The sequence below is a fragment of the Streptomyces sp. NPDC034103 genome (assembly GCF_055575395.1).
In genome coordinates this window covers 143,875-160,481 of sequence record NZ_JBVISS010000017.1, presented here as the reverse complement: position 1 = coordinate 160,481, position 16,607 = coordinate 143,875, and the positions used below count along the sequence as shown (strand labels likewise).

Sequence of the window (16,607 nt, the reverse complement as noted above, 5' to 3'; positions counted from 1 at the left end):
TGGAATCCCTGTGATTCCCGAGGAATCCGGAGCCCCCCACCATGAAGCTCTCCGTTTCCGGGCGCGCGTCGACGGCCGGCCTTGTCACGGCCGTCCTGCTGCTGACCGGCGGATCCATAGCCGGCGCGGCGCCCGCCCCCGAGGTGACCGCCGCCGCGCCCGACATCCCCGTGGCCAACGTCAAGGCCCACCTCGCCCAGCTCCAGTCCATAGCCACCGCCAACGGCGGCAACCGGGCGCACGGCCGCGCCGGGTACAAGGCCTCGCTCGACTATGTGAAGGCCAAGCTCGACGCCGCCGGATACACCACGGCCATCCAGCAGTTCACCTCCTCCGGCCGCGTCGGCTACAACCTGATCGCCGACTGGCCGGGCGGCGACACCAACCAGGTCGTCATGGCCGGCTCGCACCTCGACAGCGTCAGCTCCGGGGCGGGCATCAACGACAACGGGTCCGGTTCGGCGGCGGTCCTGGAGACCGCGCTGGCCGTGTCGAGAGCCGGGTACCAACCCACCAGTCATCTGCGGTTCGCCTGGTGGGGCGCGGAGGAACTCGGTTTGGTCGGCTCGCGCTACTACGTCAACAACCTGTCCTCCACCAACCGCGCGAGGATCAGCGGCTACCTGAACTTCGACATGATCGGCTCGCCCAACCCCGGCTACTTCGTCTACGACGACGATCCCGCGATCGAGAAGACCTTCAAGGACTACTTCACCGGCCTCGGCGTCCCGACCGAGATCGAGACCGAGGGCGACGGCCGCTCCGACCACGCGCCGTTCAAGAGCGCGGGGGTGCCGGTGGGCGGGCTGTTCACGGGCGCGAGCCGGACCAAGACGGCGGCGCAGGCGGCCAAGTGGGGCGGCACCTCGGGGCAGGCCTTCGACCGCTGCTACCACTCCTCCTGCGACACGACGTCGAACATCAACGACACCGCCCTGAACCGGAACAGTGACGCGCTGGCGTACGCGGTCTGGGAGCTGTCCTCCTAGGAGTCGAGCTTCCCGGCGCGCGCGGCGAGGCGGGCCATGCGGGCCTGGGCGGACTCGAGTTCCTCGATGTCCTCCACAGCCGTGCCCTCCTCCCGCGTCAACTCGGTCCACAGCCCGATGAGTTCGACCCCCAAGCGCAGCCCGTGCTCCGGGTCGCGTACGGCACGCCAGGCGGTCGCCGCGCTCTGGACGTTGCCGTACGCGGCCTCGGGGTCCCCGGCGTGGTGGCGGGTACGGGCGAGGTCGAGCGAGAGGGCGAAGGCGCGGGCCGGGTCACCGTTCAAGTAGGCGATGTAAGCGGTCAGTTCGAGGAGCCGCAGCACCTCGGGGTGGTCCGGGCCCAGTGTCCGGGACGCCTCGGCCACCGTCTGCTCCGCCAACTGCGCGGCCTCGTCCGTCCGCCCCGCCTTCACGGCCTCGTTGATCCGCGCCTTCGGTCCGGCGACGAACGCGGCAGCGCCACCGTCATGGGCCGCCACGGGGTCGTCCCCGAGCACGGCCTCGGCCACGGCGTCGAACCCGCGGGGCGGGGCCGGCTTGGGGTCGGGGTCGTCGCGGAGGGGCGGGGGGAAGCCGGGGAGGGACCTGCGCGCGGGGGTGGGCGTCGCCCCCGGGGCGGGTGTGAGCCCGGAGGTCGGCTCGGGCCCGGGGTCCGGGGCGGGCTCGGGGTCAGTGGCCGGTTCGGGCCAGGTGGAGGCTTCCGGTACGGCGCCCGCCGCCGGGGCGTGTGCGGGGCGTACGCCCGTCACGGGTGACGCGTCCATGACCGGCGGTGGCCCGAACTGGCCGGTGGGGGGCGCGACCGTACCCGGTGCCGCCTCCGCCACCCACCCGGGCACGGCCCGCAGCCGGAACGTCGGCACAGCGTCCCGCGGCTCCTGCCCCTCCGGGTCCGACACGGCACGGATCGGGAAGGTGGGGGGCTCGGGGGTGCGGGTGCGGTCCTCGCGCCCGGGCTGGGGCCGGGGCTCGGGGCGCGCCTGGGTCCGGGGCTCGGTCTGGCGGAGGAGGTGGGTGGGCTCGTCGTGGGACGCTCCGGACGCCTCGACGGCTTTGGACCTGAACTCCGCCGGTGCGGCGGGGAGGGCGGGCGGTCCCGGCGGTGTGGGCGACGACACCGGCTCCGCTTCCCCCGCCGGCCCCGCCCCCGTCTCCACCGGCTCCGCCGTGAAGCGGCTCGATCCGTCCGCGTCGATGCGGAGGGCGACCACATAGCCGATGCGGTCGTCGTGGACCGTGGCGTGGACGGGGTGTCCGGTGGCGAGGGCGATGCGGTGGAGGTGGTCGAGGACGGTGTGGTGCAGTTCCTCGCCCGGGACCGGCGTCACGGGTACGCCTCCCACAACGGCCCCGCCCGCGCCGACGAGGACGTCGAGCGGCGCCGCCGCGAGCACCGCCGGCTGTACGGCGCCCTGCTGTTCCCGCTTCTCGCGGCTGAGTCGCGACATGGTTCCCTCACTCGGATCCGTCGAGGCGTGGCGGACGGCGTGCTCGGGTTCCATGGTGGTCCCTCCGCCGGCCGGGCCGATGCGCCCCCGGCGTCAAGAGCCGGTCGTACACATACTGTTGAGTAGTCTCTCCGTTCGCTCCTGGTTCTCACGTCACCGTGACGTCACAGGCTCGTCCCAGGCCGGCCGGGGGGACGCCGACGCCTCGGGAAGGAGACCGTACGTGCAGCAGGGACCGGAGATCTGGGTCCGCGGACCGGTACCCCCGCCGCGGGGACGTCCGGAGCCCGTCGCGCACGCCTCGGCACGCCGTTTCTCCTTCGTCGGTACGCACGGCGGCGCCGGGGTCTCCACACTGGCCGCCGTCTACGGCGGTCACGACTGCGGGCGGGACTGGCCCGGCCCCGACGCTCCCCCGTCCGTACTGCTCGTCGCCCGCACCCACGCCAGCGGGCTGGCCGCCGCCCTGCGCACCCTGGACACCTTCCGGCGCGGGGCCGCCCCGCACGGTCTGGACCTGGACGCGGTGGTGCTGGTCGCGGACGCCCCGGGCCGGCTGCCGAAGCCGCTGGCCCACCAGGTGAAGGTGATCGAGTCGGCGATCGACGTCTATCGCGTGCCGTGGGTCACCGAGTGGCGCCTCGGCGACCTCGGTGGCCGTCCGCCGCGGGAGACCGAGCCGCTGGCCCGGCTCACGGGTGTGTCCGGGCGGTCGCGCTGACGCCGCTGTCCGCCGAGGAGATCGCCGCGGCGGTACGGACCGGGTCGCTGTCGGCCGTCGAGACCGTCGCCCGGGCCCTGGAGCGGGTCCGCCGGGCCGAGCCCGCGCTGCACGCCTTCCGCGAGGTGTGGGACGAGGCCGCCCTGCGGTGCGCCGCGGAGGTGGACGCGCGGGTGGCCGCCGGGGAGCGGCCGGCGCTGGCCGGCGTGCCGATCGGGGTGAAGGGGCGCGGGGGGTTGCGCCGGGCCGCCCCGCTGCTCGCCGCGGGGTGTGTGGCGGTCGGCGCCACGGCCGTCCCGGGACCGGGAACACCCTGGCAGACCTGGGGGCTCGGCGCGGGCGGCCGTACCGTCAACCCGTGGCGGGCCGACCGTACGCCGGGCGGCTCCTCGGCCGGTTCCGCGGCGGCGGTGGCCGCGGGGCTGGTGCCGCTGGCGACCGGGAGCGACGGGGCGGGGTCGGTGCGGATCCCGGCGGCCTGGTGCGGGGTGGTGGGGCTGAAGGTCACCAACGGCCGGCTGCCGTCGCCCGACCGGACGGGGCTCGCCGCGGACGGCGTGCTCGCGGGATGCGCGCGGGACGCGGCGGCCTACTGGAGGGTGATGGCCGGCGCCGCCGCCACGAACGTCCCCCCGGGGCCCGCCCCCGGCGCCCTCTGGTCCCCCGACCTCGGCTACGACACCCCTGACCCCGGCATCGTCGCCGTGGCCCACGCCGCCGCCCTGCGGCTCGCCGAGGCCGGTGCCGTACGCCTCGCGGGTGACGGGGCGCGGCTGCGGCTGTGTGATCCCGCCCCGGCCTGGCGGGCCCTGCGCACCCCGGGAGCCGACCCGGCCCCGGCCGCCCGTGTCCGGGCCGTGAACGACCGGCTGCTGGCCGCGTTCTTCGCCGGGACGGACGTGTTGCTGACCCCCACGGCACCCACCGGACCGCATGGCCACGACGGCCCCGGTGAGCGCTACTCCACCTCGCTGACCTGGGCGTTCAACCTGAGCGGGCATCCGGCGATCAGCATCCCCGCGGGTCTCGGTCCGGACGGTTGCCCGGTCGGGCTCCAGCTGGTCGCGCGGCACGGTGCGGAGGCGCTGCTGCTCCAGGTGGCCCGAGCCGCCACCATCCCCTGGACAACTAAATGCACGCGCATATAATCTCCGTACATTCATCGATCGGCTTGGGGGATTCCATGACACGCCGCTTCCTGTTCGTGCTCGGCAGCAGCCGCGCCGATGGCAACACCGAGCTGCTGGCTCGCAAGGCGGCCGAGCAGCTGGCAGGTGACGTCGAGCAGCGGTGGATCGACCTCAACGAGCATCCGCTGCCCGACTTCGAGGACCTGCGGCACGACAGCGACCACCGGCGGCCGACGGAGGGCAGCGTCGGGCTCCTCTTCGACGCCACGCTCGCGGCGACCGACATCGTGATCGCGTCCCCGCTGTACTGGTACTCGCTGTCCGCCCAGGCCAAGCGGTACCTCGACTACTGGTCGGGCTGGCTGCGCACCCCCGGGGCCGACTTCAAGGCCACCCTCGCGGGACGCACCCTGTGGGGCGTCACCGCGCTCGCGCACGAGGAGCTGGAGGTCGCCGACCCGCTGATCGGCACCCTCAACCACTCGGCCGCGTACATGGGGATGCGCTTCGGCGGGGTGCTGCTCGGCAACGGCAGCAAGCCCGGCGACGTCCTGAACGACACCGAGGCGCTGGCCCGCGCGAAGACGTTCTTCGCCCAGGAGGCACCGCTCGCCCGCTTCCCCTACGACACCCCCTGACCGGTCCTCAGGCGGTGATGTCCTTGGTGGTGAACCTCGCCCATGCCGCCGAGCCGAACACGGCCGCGTACAGGGCCTGCAGGCCGAGGTTCTTCACCAGGTCGTCCCAGTACACCGGTTCGCGCATGAGGTCGGCGAAGGACAGCCAGTAGTGGGAGAAGAGGTACGGCTGGATCACGTGGAGCTGGGGGATCTGGTCGAGGATCTGGACGGTGATGAGCAGCCCGACGGTCGTCGCCATCGCCGCGATGCCGCTGCCGGTCAGGGTCGACACGAACAGGCCGAGCGCCGCCACGCCGGTCAGTGACGCGGCGACGACCAGGGCGATCAGGAGGGCCCTGCCGAGTCCTTCGGCGAAGCTGATCTGTGTGCCGGAGATCGTCGTCAGGTCACCGAGGGGGAACAGCAGGGCGCCGACCATGAGCGCCGAGACGGCGACCACCAGCGTGGCCAGGAGACAGAACGCCATCACCGTCACGTACTTGGTGAACAGCAGGCGGGTGCGGCCGGCCGGGGCGACCAGGAGGTAGCGCAGGGTGCCGGCGTTCGCCTCACCGGCGATCGCGTCGCCCGCGACCACGCCGATCGCCATGGGGAGGAAGAACGGCAGGGTCGCGGCGAGGGCGGTGAAGACCAGGAACAGGCCGTTGTTGGTGATCTGCGAGATGAACGCCGGGCCGCCACCGCCGCCGGGGCCCGCGCCGCCGCCGTCGCCGGTCTCGATCCTGACCGCGATGCCGACGAGGACGGGGACGGCGGCGAGGACCGCGAGCAGGGCGAGGGTGCGCCAGCGGCGGAAGGTGGTGAGCAGCTCGTTGCGCAGGAGGGCGCCGTAGAAGGTCGTCCGGCGACCGTCGGTGGGGCGGGGCCGGTCCGGGCGCCGCTCGGGGGCGTCCACCTCAACCCGCGACATCGAAGCCCTCCCCCGTCAGCGCCACGAAGGCGTCCTCCAGTGTGGCCCGTTGCACCCCGAAGGCGCGCACGCGCACGCCCGCCGCCACCAACGCGGCGTTGAGGTCGGCCAGTTCGCCGTCCGGTGGATCGGCGGTCACGGTGTCGTCCGCCACGACGACGTCCCCCACCCCGTGCTCCTTCAGCACCCGCGCCGCCTCCGCCGCGTCGGGGCTCGTCACGACCAGCCGGCCCCGCGCGCCCGCGGCCAGCTCCGCCACCGGGCCCTGGGTGATCAGCCGGCCCTGCGCCATGACCGCGGCGTGCGTGCAGACCTGTTCGATCTCGTCCAGCAGATGTGAGGAGAGGAAGACGGTCGTGCCGTCCGACGCCAACTCCCGCACCAGGGAACGAATCTCACGCATGCCCTGCGGGTCGAGGCCGTTGGTCGGTTCGTCGAGGACCAGGAGCCGGCGGGGCTGGAGGAGCGCGGCCGCGAGGCCCAGGCGCTGTTTCATGCCCAGCGAGTACGCCTTCGCCTTCTTGCCGGCGGCGGCTGACAGCCCGACCCGGTCCAGGGCCGCCGCGACGCGGGTGCGCCGGGTGCGGGGGTCGGCGGTCGGGTCGGCGGCGTCGTAGCGGATCAGGTTGTCGCGGCCGGAGAGGAAGCCGTAGAGGGCGGGGCCCTCGATGAGGGCGCCCACCTGCGGGAGCACTGCGCGGGCCGAGCGGGGCATGGGGCGGCCGAGCACGCGGGCCGACCCGGAGGTCGGCTCGATGAGGCCCATCAGCATGCGGATGGTGGTGGTCTTGCCGGAGCCGTTCGGACCGAGGAAGCCGAAGACGCTGCCCGCCGGGACGGTCAGGTCGAGACCGTCGACGGCGAGCTGCCCGCCGCGGTAGCGCTTGGTGAGCGCGCGGGTGTGGATGACGCTGTCACCCGCGTCGGCGCTCGCGCCGTCGCCCTCCGGATGTGACTCCGTGGCGGGCGGCTGGTCCATCGGCTCCCTCGATTCGTCGTGCGCGTACGGCGGTTACCTGGCTTCGTCCGCCGCCTTCACCAGCGCGTCCTTGGTCACCGCGCCGACGTACACCTTGCCGTCGTCGGTGATCAGGGCGTTGATCAGACGGGTCTTGAAGACGGTGCCCTCGCCGAACTTGCCGCTGACCTGGTCGCCGAGGGAGTCGAGGAAGCCGCCGAACGCGCCACCCGCCTCGGAGCCGGACGGCATGCCCTCGCCGCCGGTGTCGAAGGCGGCGATGGAGTTCCAGCCCTCGCCGATGACGTCGAGCCCCTCGGGGCCGGCGCCCTTGGCGAAGTCCCGGCCGAAGTCCTCGCCGGAGTGCCGGCCGGAGTGCTCGGGCGCCTTGGTGGCGTCCTCCTCGGTGACCTTCGCACCCTTGGGAGGCGTGAAGTCGAAGGTGGAGGCAGCCGGCGCGGCGTAGCTGATCTGTGTGAAGCCCGCGTCGACCACCGCGGCCCCGCCGCTCGCCGGGGTCAGGGTGAACTTCAGCGGCAGCCCCGTCTTCGCGTCCACGGCCACGGTGATCTGGCCGACGGTGGACCCGGAGTCCTTGGGCTTGATGACGAGCCGGTAGGCGTCGCGGCCGGCGACCTGCGCGGTGCCGTCGACGGTCACGGAGGTCGTGTCGTCGACCGCCTTCAGGGCGTCCTCGGTGAGCTCCTTGGGCGTGGCCGGAAGCTCCTGCTCCTTGCCCTGCCCGCCCTTCTTGCCGTCGCCCTCGTCGGCGGTGGCGTGGAAGACCTCGTTGGAGGCGCTGTCGTAGCCCCAGACGTTCTTGCCGTTGTGGATGAGGCTGTACTCGGCGGCGTCCTCCAGCAGCGAGATCTTCTGCCGGTCCGGGCCGTCGGCGGCGACACGCAGGGTGTGGGAGCCGGTGGCCAGTTCGAGGAGCTTGGACGTCGGATCGGCCGACGAGCCGTCACCCGAACCGCCGCGACCGCCGGTCAGGCCGCTCTCCAGTCCGCCGAGGTCCGGCAGCCCCAGGTCGGTGTTGATCCTCACGGTGCCGGTCAGCCGCTCCACGTCGGACGCGGCGATCTTCTCGATGAGTTGCTGTGCGCTGATCTTCGGCAGGTCCGGGTCGCCGGAGTCGGCGAGCGCCGGGACGAGCCCGATGGTCGCCGCGGCCACCCCCACGACCGCGACCGGGACGACGTACCGCGCGGCCTTGCGCCGGCCGGCGCGCAGGTCGTCAGCCTCGTCCGCCGTCGTGCTGTCGTCGGATCCGTACGGTGCCATGTGTGCCCTACCTCCGTGTTGGGCGGCGGCTTCCAACTACTGGCTCCCCCGAGGGGGATGGCCTCACGGCCACCCCGTAGCCGCCATTCTCACCCGAATCGGTGAGGAGTGGTGTTTTCCGTGATGTCCATCTGACCAAATCGGCCAGGGAAAGACGTCAGCCCGCGGGCTCAACTCCACGTACACCTGCGGTATGACACGGCAAGGCGTCGCCTGCCCCGACCCGTAGGGGTCGGACACGGGAGACTGTGCCACTGGGCGGCTCCACCGCGCGGGCGCGGAAGGCGACTACGCCCGCCGCCAGCCCGGCAACAAGCGCCAGGCGGCAGGCGGCAGGCGGCAGGCGGCAGGCGGCAGGCGGCAACCAACGGCGATCCGGCAGGAACTACCCCGCCCGATGCACCACCGCGTCGCACATCTCCATCAGCGCGGCCTTCGCGTCGCACTCCCGCAGCGGGGCCAGCGCCCCGCGCGCCTCCTCCGCGAACCGCACGGTGTCCCGCCGCGCCTGCTCCAGCGCGGGATGCGCCCGCAGCGCGGCCAGCGCCTGCGCGTGCCGCGCGTCGTCGGTCAGGTCGGAGTCCAGCAGCTCGCAGAGCGCGATGTCCTCCGCCAGCCCCAGCCGGGCCGCCCGCTCGCGCAGCCGCAGCACCGGCATGGTCGGGATGCCCTCGCGCAGGTCCGTCCCCGGGGTCTTGCCGGACTCGTGGGAGTCGGAGGCGATGTCGAGCACGTCGTCGGCGAGCTGGAAGGCGACGCCGAGGCGCTCGCCGTACTGCGTGAGGACGTCGACCACCGTCTCGTCGGCGCCCGACATCATCGCGCCGAAGCGGCAGGAGACCGCGACCAGCGAGCCGGTCTTGCCGCCGAGCACGTCCAGGTAGTGCTCGACCGGGTCCCGGCCGTCCACCGGTCCGGCGGTCTCCAGGATCTGCCCGGTGACCAGCCGCTCGAACGCCTCGGCCTGGACCCGGACGGCCTCCGGACCGAGGTCGGCCAGGATGTGGGAGGCGCGGGCGAACAGGAAGTCGCCGGTGAGGACGGCGACCGAGTTGCCCCAGCGGGTGTTCGCGCTGTCGACCCCGCGCCGTACGGCCGCCTCGTCCATCACGTCGTCGTGGTACAGCGTCGCCAGGTGGGTCAGCTCCACCACCACGGCCGACGGCACGATTCCGGGGGCGTAGCGGTCGCCGAACTGGGCGGCGAGCATCACCAGCAACGGGCGGAAGCGCTTTCCGCCCGCCCGGACGAGATGCTGCGCGGCCTCCGTGATGAAGGGGACCTCGCTCTTGGTGGCTTCGAGCAAACCCTCCTCGACGGCCGCCAACCCGGCCTGGACATCGGCTTCCAGAGCCTGGTCCCGCACGCTCAGCCCGAACGGCCCGACGACGGTCACGAGGGGTCTCCTGTCTGCTGGTGTCTACTGGCGATTACGCGGTTTGTCGATAGGTCGCTGCCATCACTCAAGTCAGCGTATCCGGTCACCTTTCGATCACCGATGCCACCCACCCGAGCAGCACGGGCGGTATGGGACCACGACCGGTATGTTTCTGATCACCTGAAAAGACCGGTTATCTGCACACTTGGACGAAAGCGGCAGAGCCCGTCGCGCACGGCCGTCGATGTGGAGCCCGCCGGCGGGCCGCTTCGGCCGGCCCCGAGGCTCTGCCCACCCCCTCCGACCTGGAGGTACGGGGAACGGTTCTCGTTCCTGGACATGCGGGCCGCCCCCGCCTGGGTGACATGCGCATGCTGCTGTGAGCCACGGGGTCGGCGACGTGCAGGGCCGGCCGCGTCCGTCTCCGCCGCGTACGGCCCCCCTGGTCCACCTCGTGCCGGTCACCGAACGCATGCCCGCTTCGGCGTCAACGGCGCGATCACGGTGGCTGCGGGCCCGGCCGCGAGGGCGGCGCCCCGTGGCTGCGCCGCACTACGCACCCCGTCCACCGAGGTCACCCCGATGAGCCCGCGCATCCCGATGAGCCCGCGCATCCGTACGCCGCCCACCCGCCGGACCCCCGGCACCCGAGCCCGGCCTGACGGGGCCTGTGGCTCGACCGGCTGGAGCGGCTGGAGCGGTACGAGCGGTACGAGCCATCGGTCCACCCCTGGCTGGCCCGCCGGACCCGGGACGATCACTGGCGGCACGACCGTGTCCGTGCGGACTACGGCGCGATCGACGCGGCGGGTCCTGACGGTGGGCGGCTCGGGGCGGGGTTCGTCCAGCACGGCGGGGACATCCACGCCCAGCGGCCGAGACCGCTCGGGCTCGTCGAAGGCAACGCCTGAGGACGCCTCACGCGTGGGACACCGCCGCCGTCCGAACCCGCTCGGAGATCACCTGCGACGGGACGCGCTCCCTGACGTCGGACGAGGTGATCTGCGCGGAGGGCGGCGAGGTGGTCCTCCGTCGGGCGTGGCAGAAGCGAACCCCACGGGCCGCCGGATAACTGCCAGTTGGGCATCATTGCCCGATATGCCGTGCTTGCGCTCGCCAGTGAGTTGACTCACGTCCGCACACCCGACTCCCTTGGAATTCCGCGGGCGACAAACCGCACACCAAGGTCAACAAGTGTGATCTGTGAATTCGGTACTTGTTCCGGACATGTGCTCTCGCATACGTTCCGGGCCCGGGCGGACGCCTAATCCTGCCGCCGCCCGATTCCGCTCACTCAACGAAACACGTACGGCAGGAGCGGGGGACCCAGGTAAGTCGCCGAATCCGGACGTCTCAGGGCGATCCGGTACGGCTCGGGGTGTAGTCGTGCCTTCTCCGGCATGACCGGGCAGCTCCCGCCCGAACCCGACAGCTCACCTCGTAGGCGCCGGAGAGGAACTTCGTCATGCGTCTGCCCCGCAAGCTCGCCATCGCCGGTACCGGCATAGCCCTGCTCGCCCTTCCGCTCGTCGGCGCCACCAGCGCCTCCGCGGCCACCCCGACGGTGTCCACCGCGACCTCGCTCGGCTACTCCAACACCCTCGACGGCTGGATCCGCGCCTCGCTGCAGGTCATGGCCCAGAACGGCATCCCCGGCAGCTACAACGGCATCTACCGCAACATCATCCGCGAGTCCTCGGGCAACCCGTACGCCATCAACAACTGGGACTCCAACGCCGCCGCGGGCACCCCGTCCAAGGGCCTGCTCCAGGTCATCGACCCGACGTTCCAGGCGTACCACGTCGCGAACACCTCGTGGGACCCCTACGACCCGGTCGCCAACATCACCGCCGCCTGCAACTACGCGGCGCAGCGGTACGGGTCGATCGACAACGTGTGGGGCGCTTACTAGAACGCGGCGGGGAAGAGTCTTTCGAGGACGACGGCGATGCCGTCGTCCTCGTTCGACAAGGTCACCTCGTCGGCCACGGCCTTGAGTTCGGGGTGGGCGTTGGCCATCGCGACCCCGTGGGCCGCCCAGTCGAACATGGGGATGTCGTTGGGCATGTCCCCGAAGGCGACGGTCTGTTCGGGACCGAGGCCGAGGTGTCCGGCGGCCATCGCCAGGCCCGTCGCCTTGGTGACGCCGCATGGCTGGAGTTCGACGGTGCCGGGGCCCGACATCGTCACGGTCGCGAGGGAACCGACGACGGTGCGCGCAGTCGCCGCCAACTCGTCGTCGGACAGCGACGGATGGCGCAGCAGCACCTTGCTGATCGGCTCGCACCACAGGTCGTCGCGGCGCGCCACCCGCACGGCGGGCAGGGTCGGGTGCGGCATCAGATAGCCGGGCTCGATGAGGGTGAGCCCGTGCACCCCGTCCTGGTCGACGGCGGCGTACACCTGCCCGACCTCGGCCTCGATCTTGCCGAGCGCGGTCTCGGCCAACTCCCGGTCCAGGGTGACCGACCAGAGCAGACGGTCCGCGCCGGCGTCGTAGACCTGCGCGCCCTGCCCGCACACCGCGAGCCCCGTGCTGCCCAGGTCGTCGAGGAGCGGCCGCACCCTCGGGGCCGGACGGCCGGTCACCACCAGATGCCGGGCCCCGGCCTCCGCCACCCGGGCGAGCGCGGCGAGCGACCGGTCGGAGAGCGTGTCGTCGCCCCGGAGCAGGGTCCCGTCCAGGTCAGTGGCGATGAGTGAATATGCGGTGGGTGCGGCCATGATCAGAGAATACGGATGGAAACCCCTGCCGACTCGACGCGAACCGGACGGGCGCAGCCTTCACATGCGTTGACCGCCGCTCCGGTTCCGCCTGCCGATGCACTCCTGTCACTGTGCTGATGTAACTGTGATCGTGCACAGAACGAAGACGGTGCAACCTCTTGTCAGCACAGAGGTTGTGAGGTTACTTACTTGGAGCTCAGAACATCAGCGACGGCCTCGACTGTGCACGCTCACAGGCTCATCCGGCGCCGATCTTTCCGTGACCGCCCGCCGAAGGGACCCGAGAGATGCGCAGACGCAGTGTTCTCACCGCCGCCGGAGCCGCCGGAGCCGCCGCGCTGGCCGTGCCCGTGCTGGGGGCCACGCCCGCGGCCGCCGACACCTCAAGTGGGCGCCGGCGCCTGGAGGTACGCGCCATGGACATCTCCTCGCTGCCCAAGAACGAGGACCACGGCGCCGTGTACCGCACGGCCGACGGCCGCCGCGAGGACCCGGTCCGTCTCCTCGCCCGCGCCGGCGTCACCCATGCCCGGCTGAAGGTCTGGGTGAACCCCGCCGACGGCTACAACACCAAGGCACGTGTGCTGCCGCTGGCCCGCCGCCTGCGCCGGGCCGGTATCGGCATCTGGGTCGACTTCCACTACTCCGACACCTGGGCCGATCCGGCGCACCAGACCAAGCCGGCCGCGTGGGCGGACCTGGACATCGCCGGGCTCACCCGGGCCGTGTACGACCACACCGCCGACGTCCTCGGCGCGCTGCGCCGGCAGGGGACGCCCGCCGACCTCGTCCAGGTCGGCAACGAGATCAACGGCGGCATGCTCTGGCCCGAGGGCAAAGAACTGGGGCAGTGACAGCGGCGGTTGGGGCAATCTCACCGCCCTGCTCAAGGCGGGCCTGAGCGCCGCCCGCGACACCACGCCCCGCGTGCGCACTCTGCTGCACATCGCCTCGGGCGGCGACAACGGCACGTCCCGCTGGTGGTTCGACAACGTGGTGTCCCACGGCGTCGACTTCGACGTCATCGCCCAGTCGTACTACCCCTTCTGGCACGGCACTCCGCAGACCGCCGCCGCCAACCTCGCCGATCTCACCGCCCGTTACGGCAAGCCGGTCGTCATCGCCGAGACCGCGTACCCCTTCACGCTCGGCAGTGAGGACGACGTCAACGACATCCTCAACAGCCCCGCGCAGCTCACCCCCGGCTTCCCCGCCACCCCCGAGGGCCAGGCCGCCTGGCTGCGCGCGGTCGCCGACCTCACCGCGGGCGTCCCCGACGGACAGGGCCTCGGCTACTGCTACTGGGAGGGCGCCTGGACCTACCGCGCCGGCAGCGGCTGGGACCCCCAGGACCCGGGCTCGGGCAACGCCTGGGAGAACCTGGCGCTGTTCGACTTCTACGACCGGGCACTGCCGGGTCTGAGAACCCTGGGCCGCTACCGGTCGTAGCGGATGGGATGCTCCCCGGATGACGGACCTGCCGGAGACCTTCCTCGCCCATCTGCGGACGGCGGCGGTCGGCGTGCTCGAACGCTTCCCCGCGGACCTCAGGCCCGAGATGTACGCCCTGTCCTTCCGCATCTGGCGCGTGGACGACGACGACCGCCGACCGTACGTCGCCATCGGCTACCAGACCGAGAGCCAGTACGAGCGGGAGAAGTACCCCGGCGACGAGGGCGAGGTCCGCTGGAACTACGCCTACTGGCTCCTCGACGGCTTCGAGACCCTCGGCAACGTCCCCGAGGACCCGGTGGGCGGCCAGGTCTACGTCGAGGAGGTCAGGCGGCTCGGCGCCTGGTACGACGGCGACTTCGACCTCGACCGCGTACGGGACGACGAGGACGTGGCCGCCCGGGCCGACCTCTTGCGGCACCACTTCTACGACGCCGTCATCGACCTCGCCCGCCATCTGCACGCCGACGGGGTGATCGAGCGGCTACTCGGCCGGCCGCTGCCCGTGGTCGTCTTCGACATGTCCCACCCCGGCTGGGAGCTGCACGCCACCGAGGCCGCCAACCCGCCCGAGCTGGTACGGGAGTTCATGGCCTGGCAACTGGCCGCCGGGGAGTTCTAGAACCGCCCGCAGCCCCTAAGGGTGCCGGGGGCGCCGCGGGCGGCAAGGGCAGCAAGGCGGAACCGCCGGCCGCCTCCGCCATCCCTCAATCGGGCATCACGGACTCTTCACCCCCTCCCGGTCACCCCTTTAAGCCCTCCCCATCCAGGCGGCTCGCACGTAACGTGTGGCGCGACCACATGGCATACGCAGCGATTGAGAGCGAGGCAGCACCCCATGCCCCCCTTCGATCTCCCCGAGGGCGACCCCTTCGGCCCGCACAACCTCCCGTACGGCGTCTTCTCGCGGCGCGACTCCACCGAGCGGACCGTCGGCGTCCGGCTCGGCGACCACGTCCTCGACGCGGGCGCGGCGGCCCACGCGCTGGGCTCCCCCTACGCCACCCTGCTCGCCCGCCCCACCCTCAACCCGCTCCTCGCGGCGGGCCGCACCGCCTGGTCGGACGTCCGGCGCGCCTTGACGGCCTGGGTGACGGTGCCCTCGCACCAGTCGGCCGTCGCGGAGTTCCTCCATCCGCTGACCTCGGTGACCCTGCACCTCCCCTTCGAGGTCGCGGACTACGTCGACTTCTACGCCTCCGAGAACCACGCCCGGAACGTCGGCCAGATCTTCCGCCCCGACGCCGCCGACTCCCTCACCCCCAACTGGAAGCACCTCCCGATCGGCTACCACGGCCGCTCGGGAACGGTGGTGGTGTCGGGCACGGATGTCGTACGGCCTTCGGGGCAGCGGAAGGCCGCCGCGGACCCCGAACCGGTCTTCGGCCCGTCCGTCCGCCTGGACATCGAGGCGGAGGTCGGCTTCGTGGTCGGGGTGCCGTCGACGATGGGCTCACCGGTGGCGCTGGGCGACTTCCGCGAGCACGTCTTCGGACTGTGCCTGCTCAACGACTGGTCCGCGCGCGACATCCAGGCCTGGGAGTACGTCCCGCTCGGCCCGTTCCTCGGCAAGTCCTTCGCCACGTCGGTGTCGGCGTGGATCACCCCACTGGACGCGCTGGACGAGGCCCGCGTGGCGCCGCCGGAGCGGACCCACCCCCTGCTGCCCTACCTGGACGACTCCGGGCTCGTCGACGAGCCCGGCGGCTACGACCTGCGGATCTCCGTCGCGATCAACGGCCACGTGGTGTCCGAGCCGCCCTTCTCCACCATGTACTGGACCGCCGCGCAGCAACTGGCCCACATGACGGTGAACGGTGCCTCGCTGCGCACGGGCGACCTGTACGGCTCCGGGACCGTGAGCGGCCCCTCCGAGTCGGAGCGCGGCTCACTGCTGGAACTCACCTGGAACGGCCGCGACGCCCTCGAACTCCCCGACGGCAAGCGGACGTTCCTGGAGGACGGGGACGTGGTGACACTGTCGGCCTGGGCACCTGGACCGGATGGGGTGCGCGTGGGGTTGGGAGAGGTCGCGGGGCGGGTGGTGACTGGGGGGTGAGGTGCCCTGCGGGGCGGTTGGGCGAGGGTCCCGTGCGGACGGCTGCGGTGTGGAGGCGGCCGTTGCGGGCGAGACGCGCGGTGAGAACGGGGTGCGCGGAGGAGGCTGGGGGCGCGGAGGAGACCGGGGGCGCGAAGGAGACCCGGTGCGCGAAGGAGGCCGGGAGGGGCGGGCGGGCGCGGCAGGCCGGGCAGATTCGGCGGAGTGGGCAAGGTCGCCGGAGCAGGCGGGTTCGGGAGGTCCGGCAGGTCCGGGACCGGCAGGTCCGGGGACCGAGGCTGGTCCGGCCGGTCCGGGGGCCGAGGCAGGTCCGGCCGGTCCGGGGGCCGAGGCAGGTCCGGCCGGTCCGGGGGCCGAGGCTGGTCGGACGGAGGGCCGGTGAGCGGCGCGGCCGTACGTGTCGACACGGCCAGTCCCGTCCCGCCGTACGAGCAGATCCGTGCCCAGCTCTCCGGCCTGATCACCTCGGGTCGCCTCCCGGAGAGCGAGCGGCTGCCGACGGTACGGCAGCTCGCCGCCGATCTCGGGCTCGCGCCGGGCACGGTGGCCCGGGCGTACCGGGAGCTGGAGGCCGCCGCCCTGATCCGGACCAGACGGGGGGCCGGGACCCGGGTCGCCTCCCTCCCCGCGGACCTTCGCCAAGGCCCCGATGCCGCCGAACTGGCGGAACTGGCCCGGGCGTTCGTCACCGCCGCACGAGCCGCCGGGGCACCGGACCCGGCGATCTCGGCGGCCGTGGCGGAGGCGTTGCGGGAGTGAGGGGCTCGGGGGTGAGGGTCCGGGGCGAGGCGGCGGCACGATGAGGGGCGAGAGGGACGCCGACGGGCAGGCTGTCCGTTCTGTCCCCTGACTCCGCTCGTCCGGGCCGTCATACTGGCGGCGGGCGACGATGTGACGCGTACGCGCCGCA

General features: G+C 72.6%; 16 protein-coding genes and 1 riboswitch. Of the genes, 10 read left to right on the top strand and 6 right to left on the bottom strand.

What is annotated here, in order from left to right; all coding sequences use genetic code 11:
* The first annotated feature begins 41 nt into the window (after nt 1–41).
* Nucleotides 42–989 carry a M28 family metallopeptidase gene (locus tag ACZ56U_RS33415; RefSeq protein ID WP_469087666.1) on the top strand — a complete coding sequence of 316 codons (948 nt, stop codon included), beginning with the start codon at nt 42–44 and terminating at the stop codon, nt 987–989.
* Here the strand turns inward: ACZ56U_RS33415 and ACZ56U_RS33410 are convergent.
* A complete protein-coding gene (locus tag ACZ56U_RS33410) occupies nt 986–2,437 on the bottom strand; it encodes a tetratricopeptide repeat protein (RefSeq protein ID WP_469087665.1) in 1,452 nt (483 codons plus the stop codon). The genes ACZ56U_RS33415 and ACZ56U_RS33410 overlap by 4 nt on opposite strands.
* Before the next feature lie 223 nt (nt 2,438–2,660).
* Between ACZ56U_RS33410 and ACZ56U_RS33405 the strand changes: the two genes are divergently transcribed.
* The 3 genes from ACZ56U_RS33405 to ACZ56U_RS33395 are packed head-to-tail and all read left to right on the top strand — an operon-like array spanning nt 2,661 to nt 4,926.
* Nucleotides 2,661–3,158 (top strand): DUF6668 family protein, encoded by a 498-nt coding sequence (locus ACZ56U_RS33405; RefSeq protein ID WP_469087664.1) that lies wholly within the window; start codon nt 2,661–2,663, stop codon nt 3,156–3,158.
* Entirely contained in the window at nt 3,155–4,306 is a 1,152-nt protein-coding gene (locus ACZ56U_RS33400; protein ID WP_469087705.1) for an amidase, read from the top strand. The genes ACZ56U_RS33405 and ACZ56U_RS33400 overlap by 4 nt, the downstream gene beginning before the upstream one ends.
* Before the next feature lie 35 nt (nt 4,307–4,341).
* Nucleotides 4,342–4,926: a flavodoxin family protein gene (locus tag ACZ56U_RS33395; protein WP_469087663.1), complete on the top strand. Its 585-nt coding sequence runs from the start codon at nt 4,342–4,344 to the stop codon at nt 4,924–4,926.
* Nucleotides 4,927–4,933: 7 nt separating this feature from the next.
* On the opposite strand, the gene ACZ56U_RS33390 is transcribed toward ACZ56U_RS33395, so the two are convergent.
* The 4 genes from ACZ56U_RS33390 to ACZ56U_RS33375 all read right to left on the bottom strand — a co-directional run bounded on the left by ACZ56U_RS33390 (nt 4,934) and on the right by ACZ56U_RS33375 (nt 9,477).
* Nucleotides 4,934–5,839, bottom strand: coding sequence for an ABC transporter permease (locus ACZ56U_RS33390; protein ID WP_469087662.1), 906 nt, complete (start codon nt 5,837–5,839; stop codon nt 4,934–4,936).
* Entirely contained in the window at nt 5,826–6,818 is a 993-nt protein-coding gene (locus tag ACZ56U_RS33385; protein WP_469087661.1) for an ABC transporter ATP-binding protein, read from the bottom strand. The genes ACZ56U_RS33390 and ACZ56U_RS33385 overlap by 14 nt, the downstream gene beginning before the upstream one ends.
* Before the next feature lie 33 nt (nt 6,819–6,851).
* Nucleotides 6,852–8,081: a LolA family protein gene (locus tag ACZ56U_RS33380; protein WP_469087660.1), complete on the bottom strand. Its 1,230-nt coding sequence runs from the start codon at nt 8,079–8,081 to the stop codon at nt 6,852–6,854.
* A 385-nt stretch (nt 8,082–8,466) separates the two neighbouring features.
* Nucleotides 8,467–9,477, bottom strand: a complete 1,011-nt coding sequence (locus ACZ56U_RS33375; protein ID WP_469087659.1) for a polyprenyl synthetase family protein — start codon at nt 9,475–9,477, stop codon at nt 8,467–8,469.
* Between the two features lie 1,259 nt (nt 9,478–10,736).
* Nucleotides 10,737–10,921: riboswitch (cyclic di-AMP (ydaO/yuaA leader) on the top strand.
* Between the two features lie 3 nt (nt 10,922–10,924).
* On the opposite strand from ACZ56U_RS33375, the gene ACZ56U_RS33370 reads away from it, so the two are divergent.
* Nucleotides 10,925–11,371, top strand: a complete 447-nt coding sequence (locus ACZ56U_RS33370) for a transglycosylase SLT domain-containing protein (protein ID WP_391239819.1) — start codon at nt 10,925–10,927, stop codon at nt 11,369–11,371.
* On the opposite strand, the gene ACZ56U_RS33365 is transcribed toward ACZ56U_RS33370, so the two are convergent.
* On the bottom strand, nt 11,368–12,183 hold the full coding sequence (locus ACZ56U_RS33365; RefSeq protein ID WP_469087658.1) for an HAD family hydrolase: 816 nt from the start codon (nt 12,181–12,183) through the stop codon (nt 11,368–11,370). The two genes, ACZ56U_RS33370 and ACZ56U_RS33365, sit on opposite strands and share 4 nt — an antisense overlap.
* Before the next feature lie 290 nt (nt 12,184–12,473).
* On the opposite strand from ACZ56U_RS33365, the gene ACZ56U_RS33360 reads away from it, so the two are divergent.
* The 5 genes from ACZ56U_RS33360 to ACZ56U_RS33340 all read left to right on the top strand — a co-directional run bounded on the left by ACZ56U_RS33360 (nt 12,474) and on the right by ACZ56U_RS33340 (nt 16,456).
* Nucleotides 12,474–13,040 (top strand): glycosyl hydrolase 53 family protein, encoded by a 567-nt coding sequence (locus tag ACZ56U_RS33360; RefSeq protein ID WP_469087657.1) that lies wholly within the window; start codon nt 12,474–12,476, stop codon nt 13,038–13,040.
* A 28-nt stretch (nt 13,041–13,068) separates the two neighbouring features.
* Complete coding sequence (locus tag ACZ56U_RS33355; RefSeq protein WP_469087704.1) at nt 13,069–13,635, top strand: glycosyl hydrolase 53 family protein; 567 nt, start codon at nt 13,069–13,071, stop codon at nt 13,633–13,635.
* Between the two features lie 19 nt (nt 13,636–13,654).
* On the top strand, nt 13,655–14,260 hold the full coding sequence (locus ACZ56U_RS33350) for a hypothetical protein (RefSeq protein ID WP_469087656.1): 606 nt from the start codon (nt 13,655–13,657) through the stop codon (nt 14,258–14,260).
* Between the two features lie 216 nt (nt 14,261–14,476).
* Complete coding sequence (fahA, locus tag ACZ56U_RS33345; protein ID WP_469087655.1) at nt 14,477–15,697, top strand: fumarylacetoacetase; 1,221 nt, start codon at nt 14,477–14,479, stop codon at nt 15,695–15,697.
* A gap of 378 nt (nt 15,698–16,075) precedes the next feature.
* Nucleotides 16,076–16,456, top strand: a complete 381-nt coding sequence (locus tag ACZ56U_RS33340) for a GntR family transcriptional regulator (protein ID WP_469087654.1) — start codon at nt 16,076–16,078, stop codon at nt 16,454–16,456.
* Nucleotides 16,457–16,607: the final 151 nt, after the last annotated feature.

Coding starts and splice junctions, on each gene's coding strand:
- fahA (WP_469087655.1), top strand. CDS start 14,477: ATGCCCCCCTTCGATCTCCCCGAGGGCGACCCCTTCGGCCCGCACAAC.
- ACZ56U_RS33415 (WP_469087666.1), top strand. CDS start 42: ATGAAGCTCTCCGTTTCCGGGCGCGCGTCGACGGCCGGCCTTGTCACG.
- ACZ56U_RS33380 (WP_469087660.1), bottom strand. CDS start 8,081: ATGGCACCGTACGGATCCGACGACAGCACGACGGCGGACGAGGCTGAC.
- ACZ56U_RS33350 (WP_469087656.1), top strand. CDS start 13,655: ATGACGGACCTGCCGGAGACCTTCCTCGCCCATCTGCGGACGGCGGCG.
- ACZ56U_RS33365 (WP_469087658.1), bottom strand. CDS start 12,183: ATGGCCGCACCCACCGCATATTCACTCATCGCCACTGACCTGGACGGG.
- ACZ56U_RS33410 (WP_469087665.1), bottom strand. CDS start 2,437: ATGTCGCGACTCAGCCGCGAGAAGCGGGAACAGCAGGGCGCCGTACAG.
- ACZ56U_RS33370 (WP_391239819.1), top strand. CDS start 10,925: ATGCGTCTGCCCCGCAAGCTCGCCATCGCCGGTACCGGCATAGCCCTG.
- ACZ56U_RS33360 (WP_469087657.1), top strand. CDS start 12,474: ATGCGCAGACGCAGTGTTCTCACCGCCGCCGGAGCCGCCGGAGCCGCC.
- ACZ56U_RS33390 (WP_469087662.1), bottom strand. CDS start 5,839: ATGTCGCGGGTTGAGGTGGACGCCCCCGAGCGGCGCCCGGACCGGCCC.
- ACZ56U_RS33385 (WP_469087661.1), bottom strand. CDS start 6,818: ATGGACCAGCCGCCCGCCACGGAGTCACATCCGGAGGGCGACGGCGCG.
- ACZ56U_RS33395 (WP_469087663.1), top strand. CDS start 4,342: ATGACACGCCGCTTCCTGTTCGTGCTCGGCAGCAGCCGCGCCGATGGC.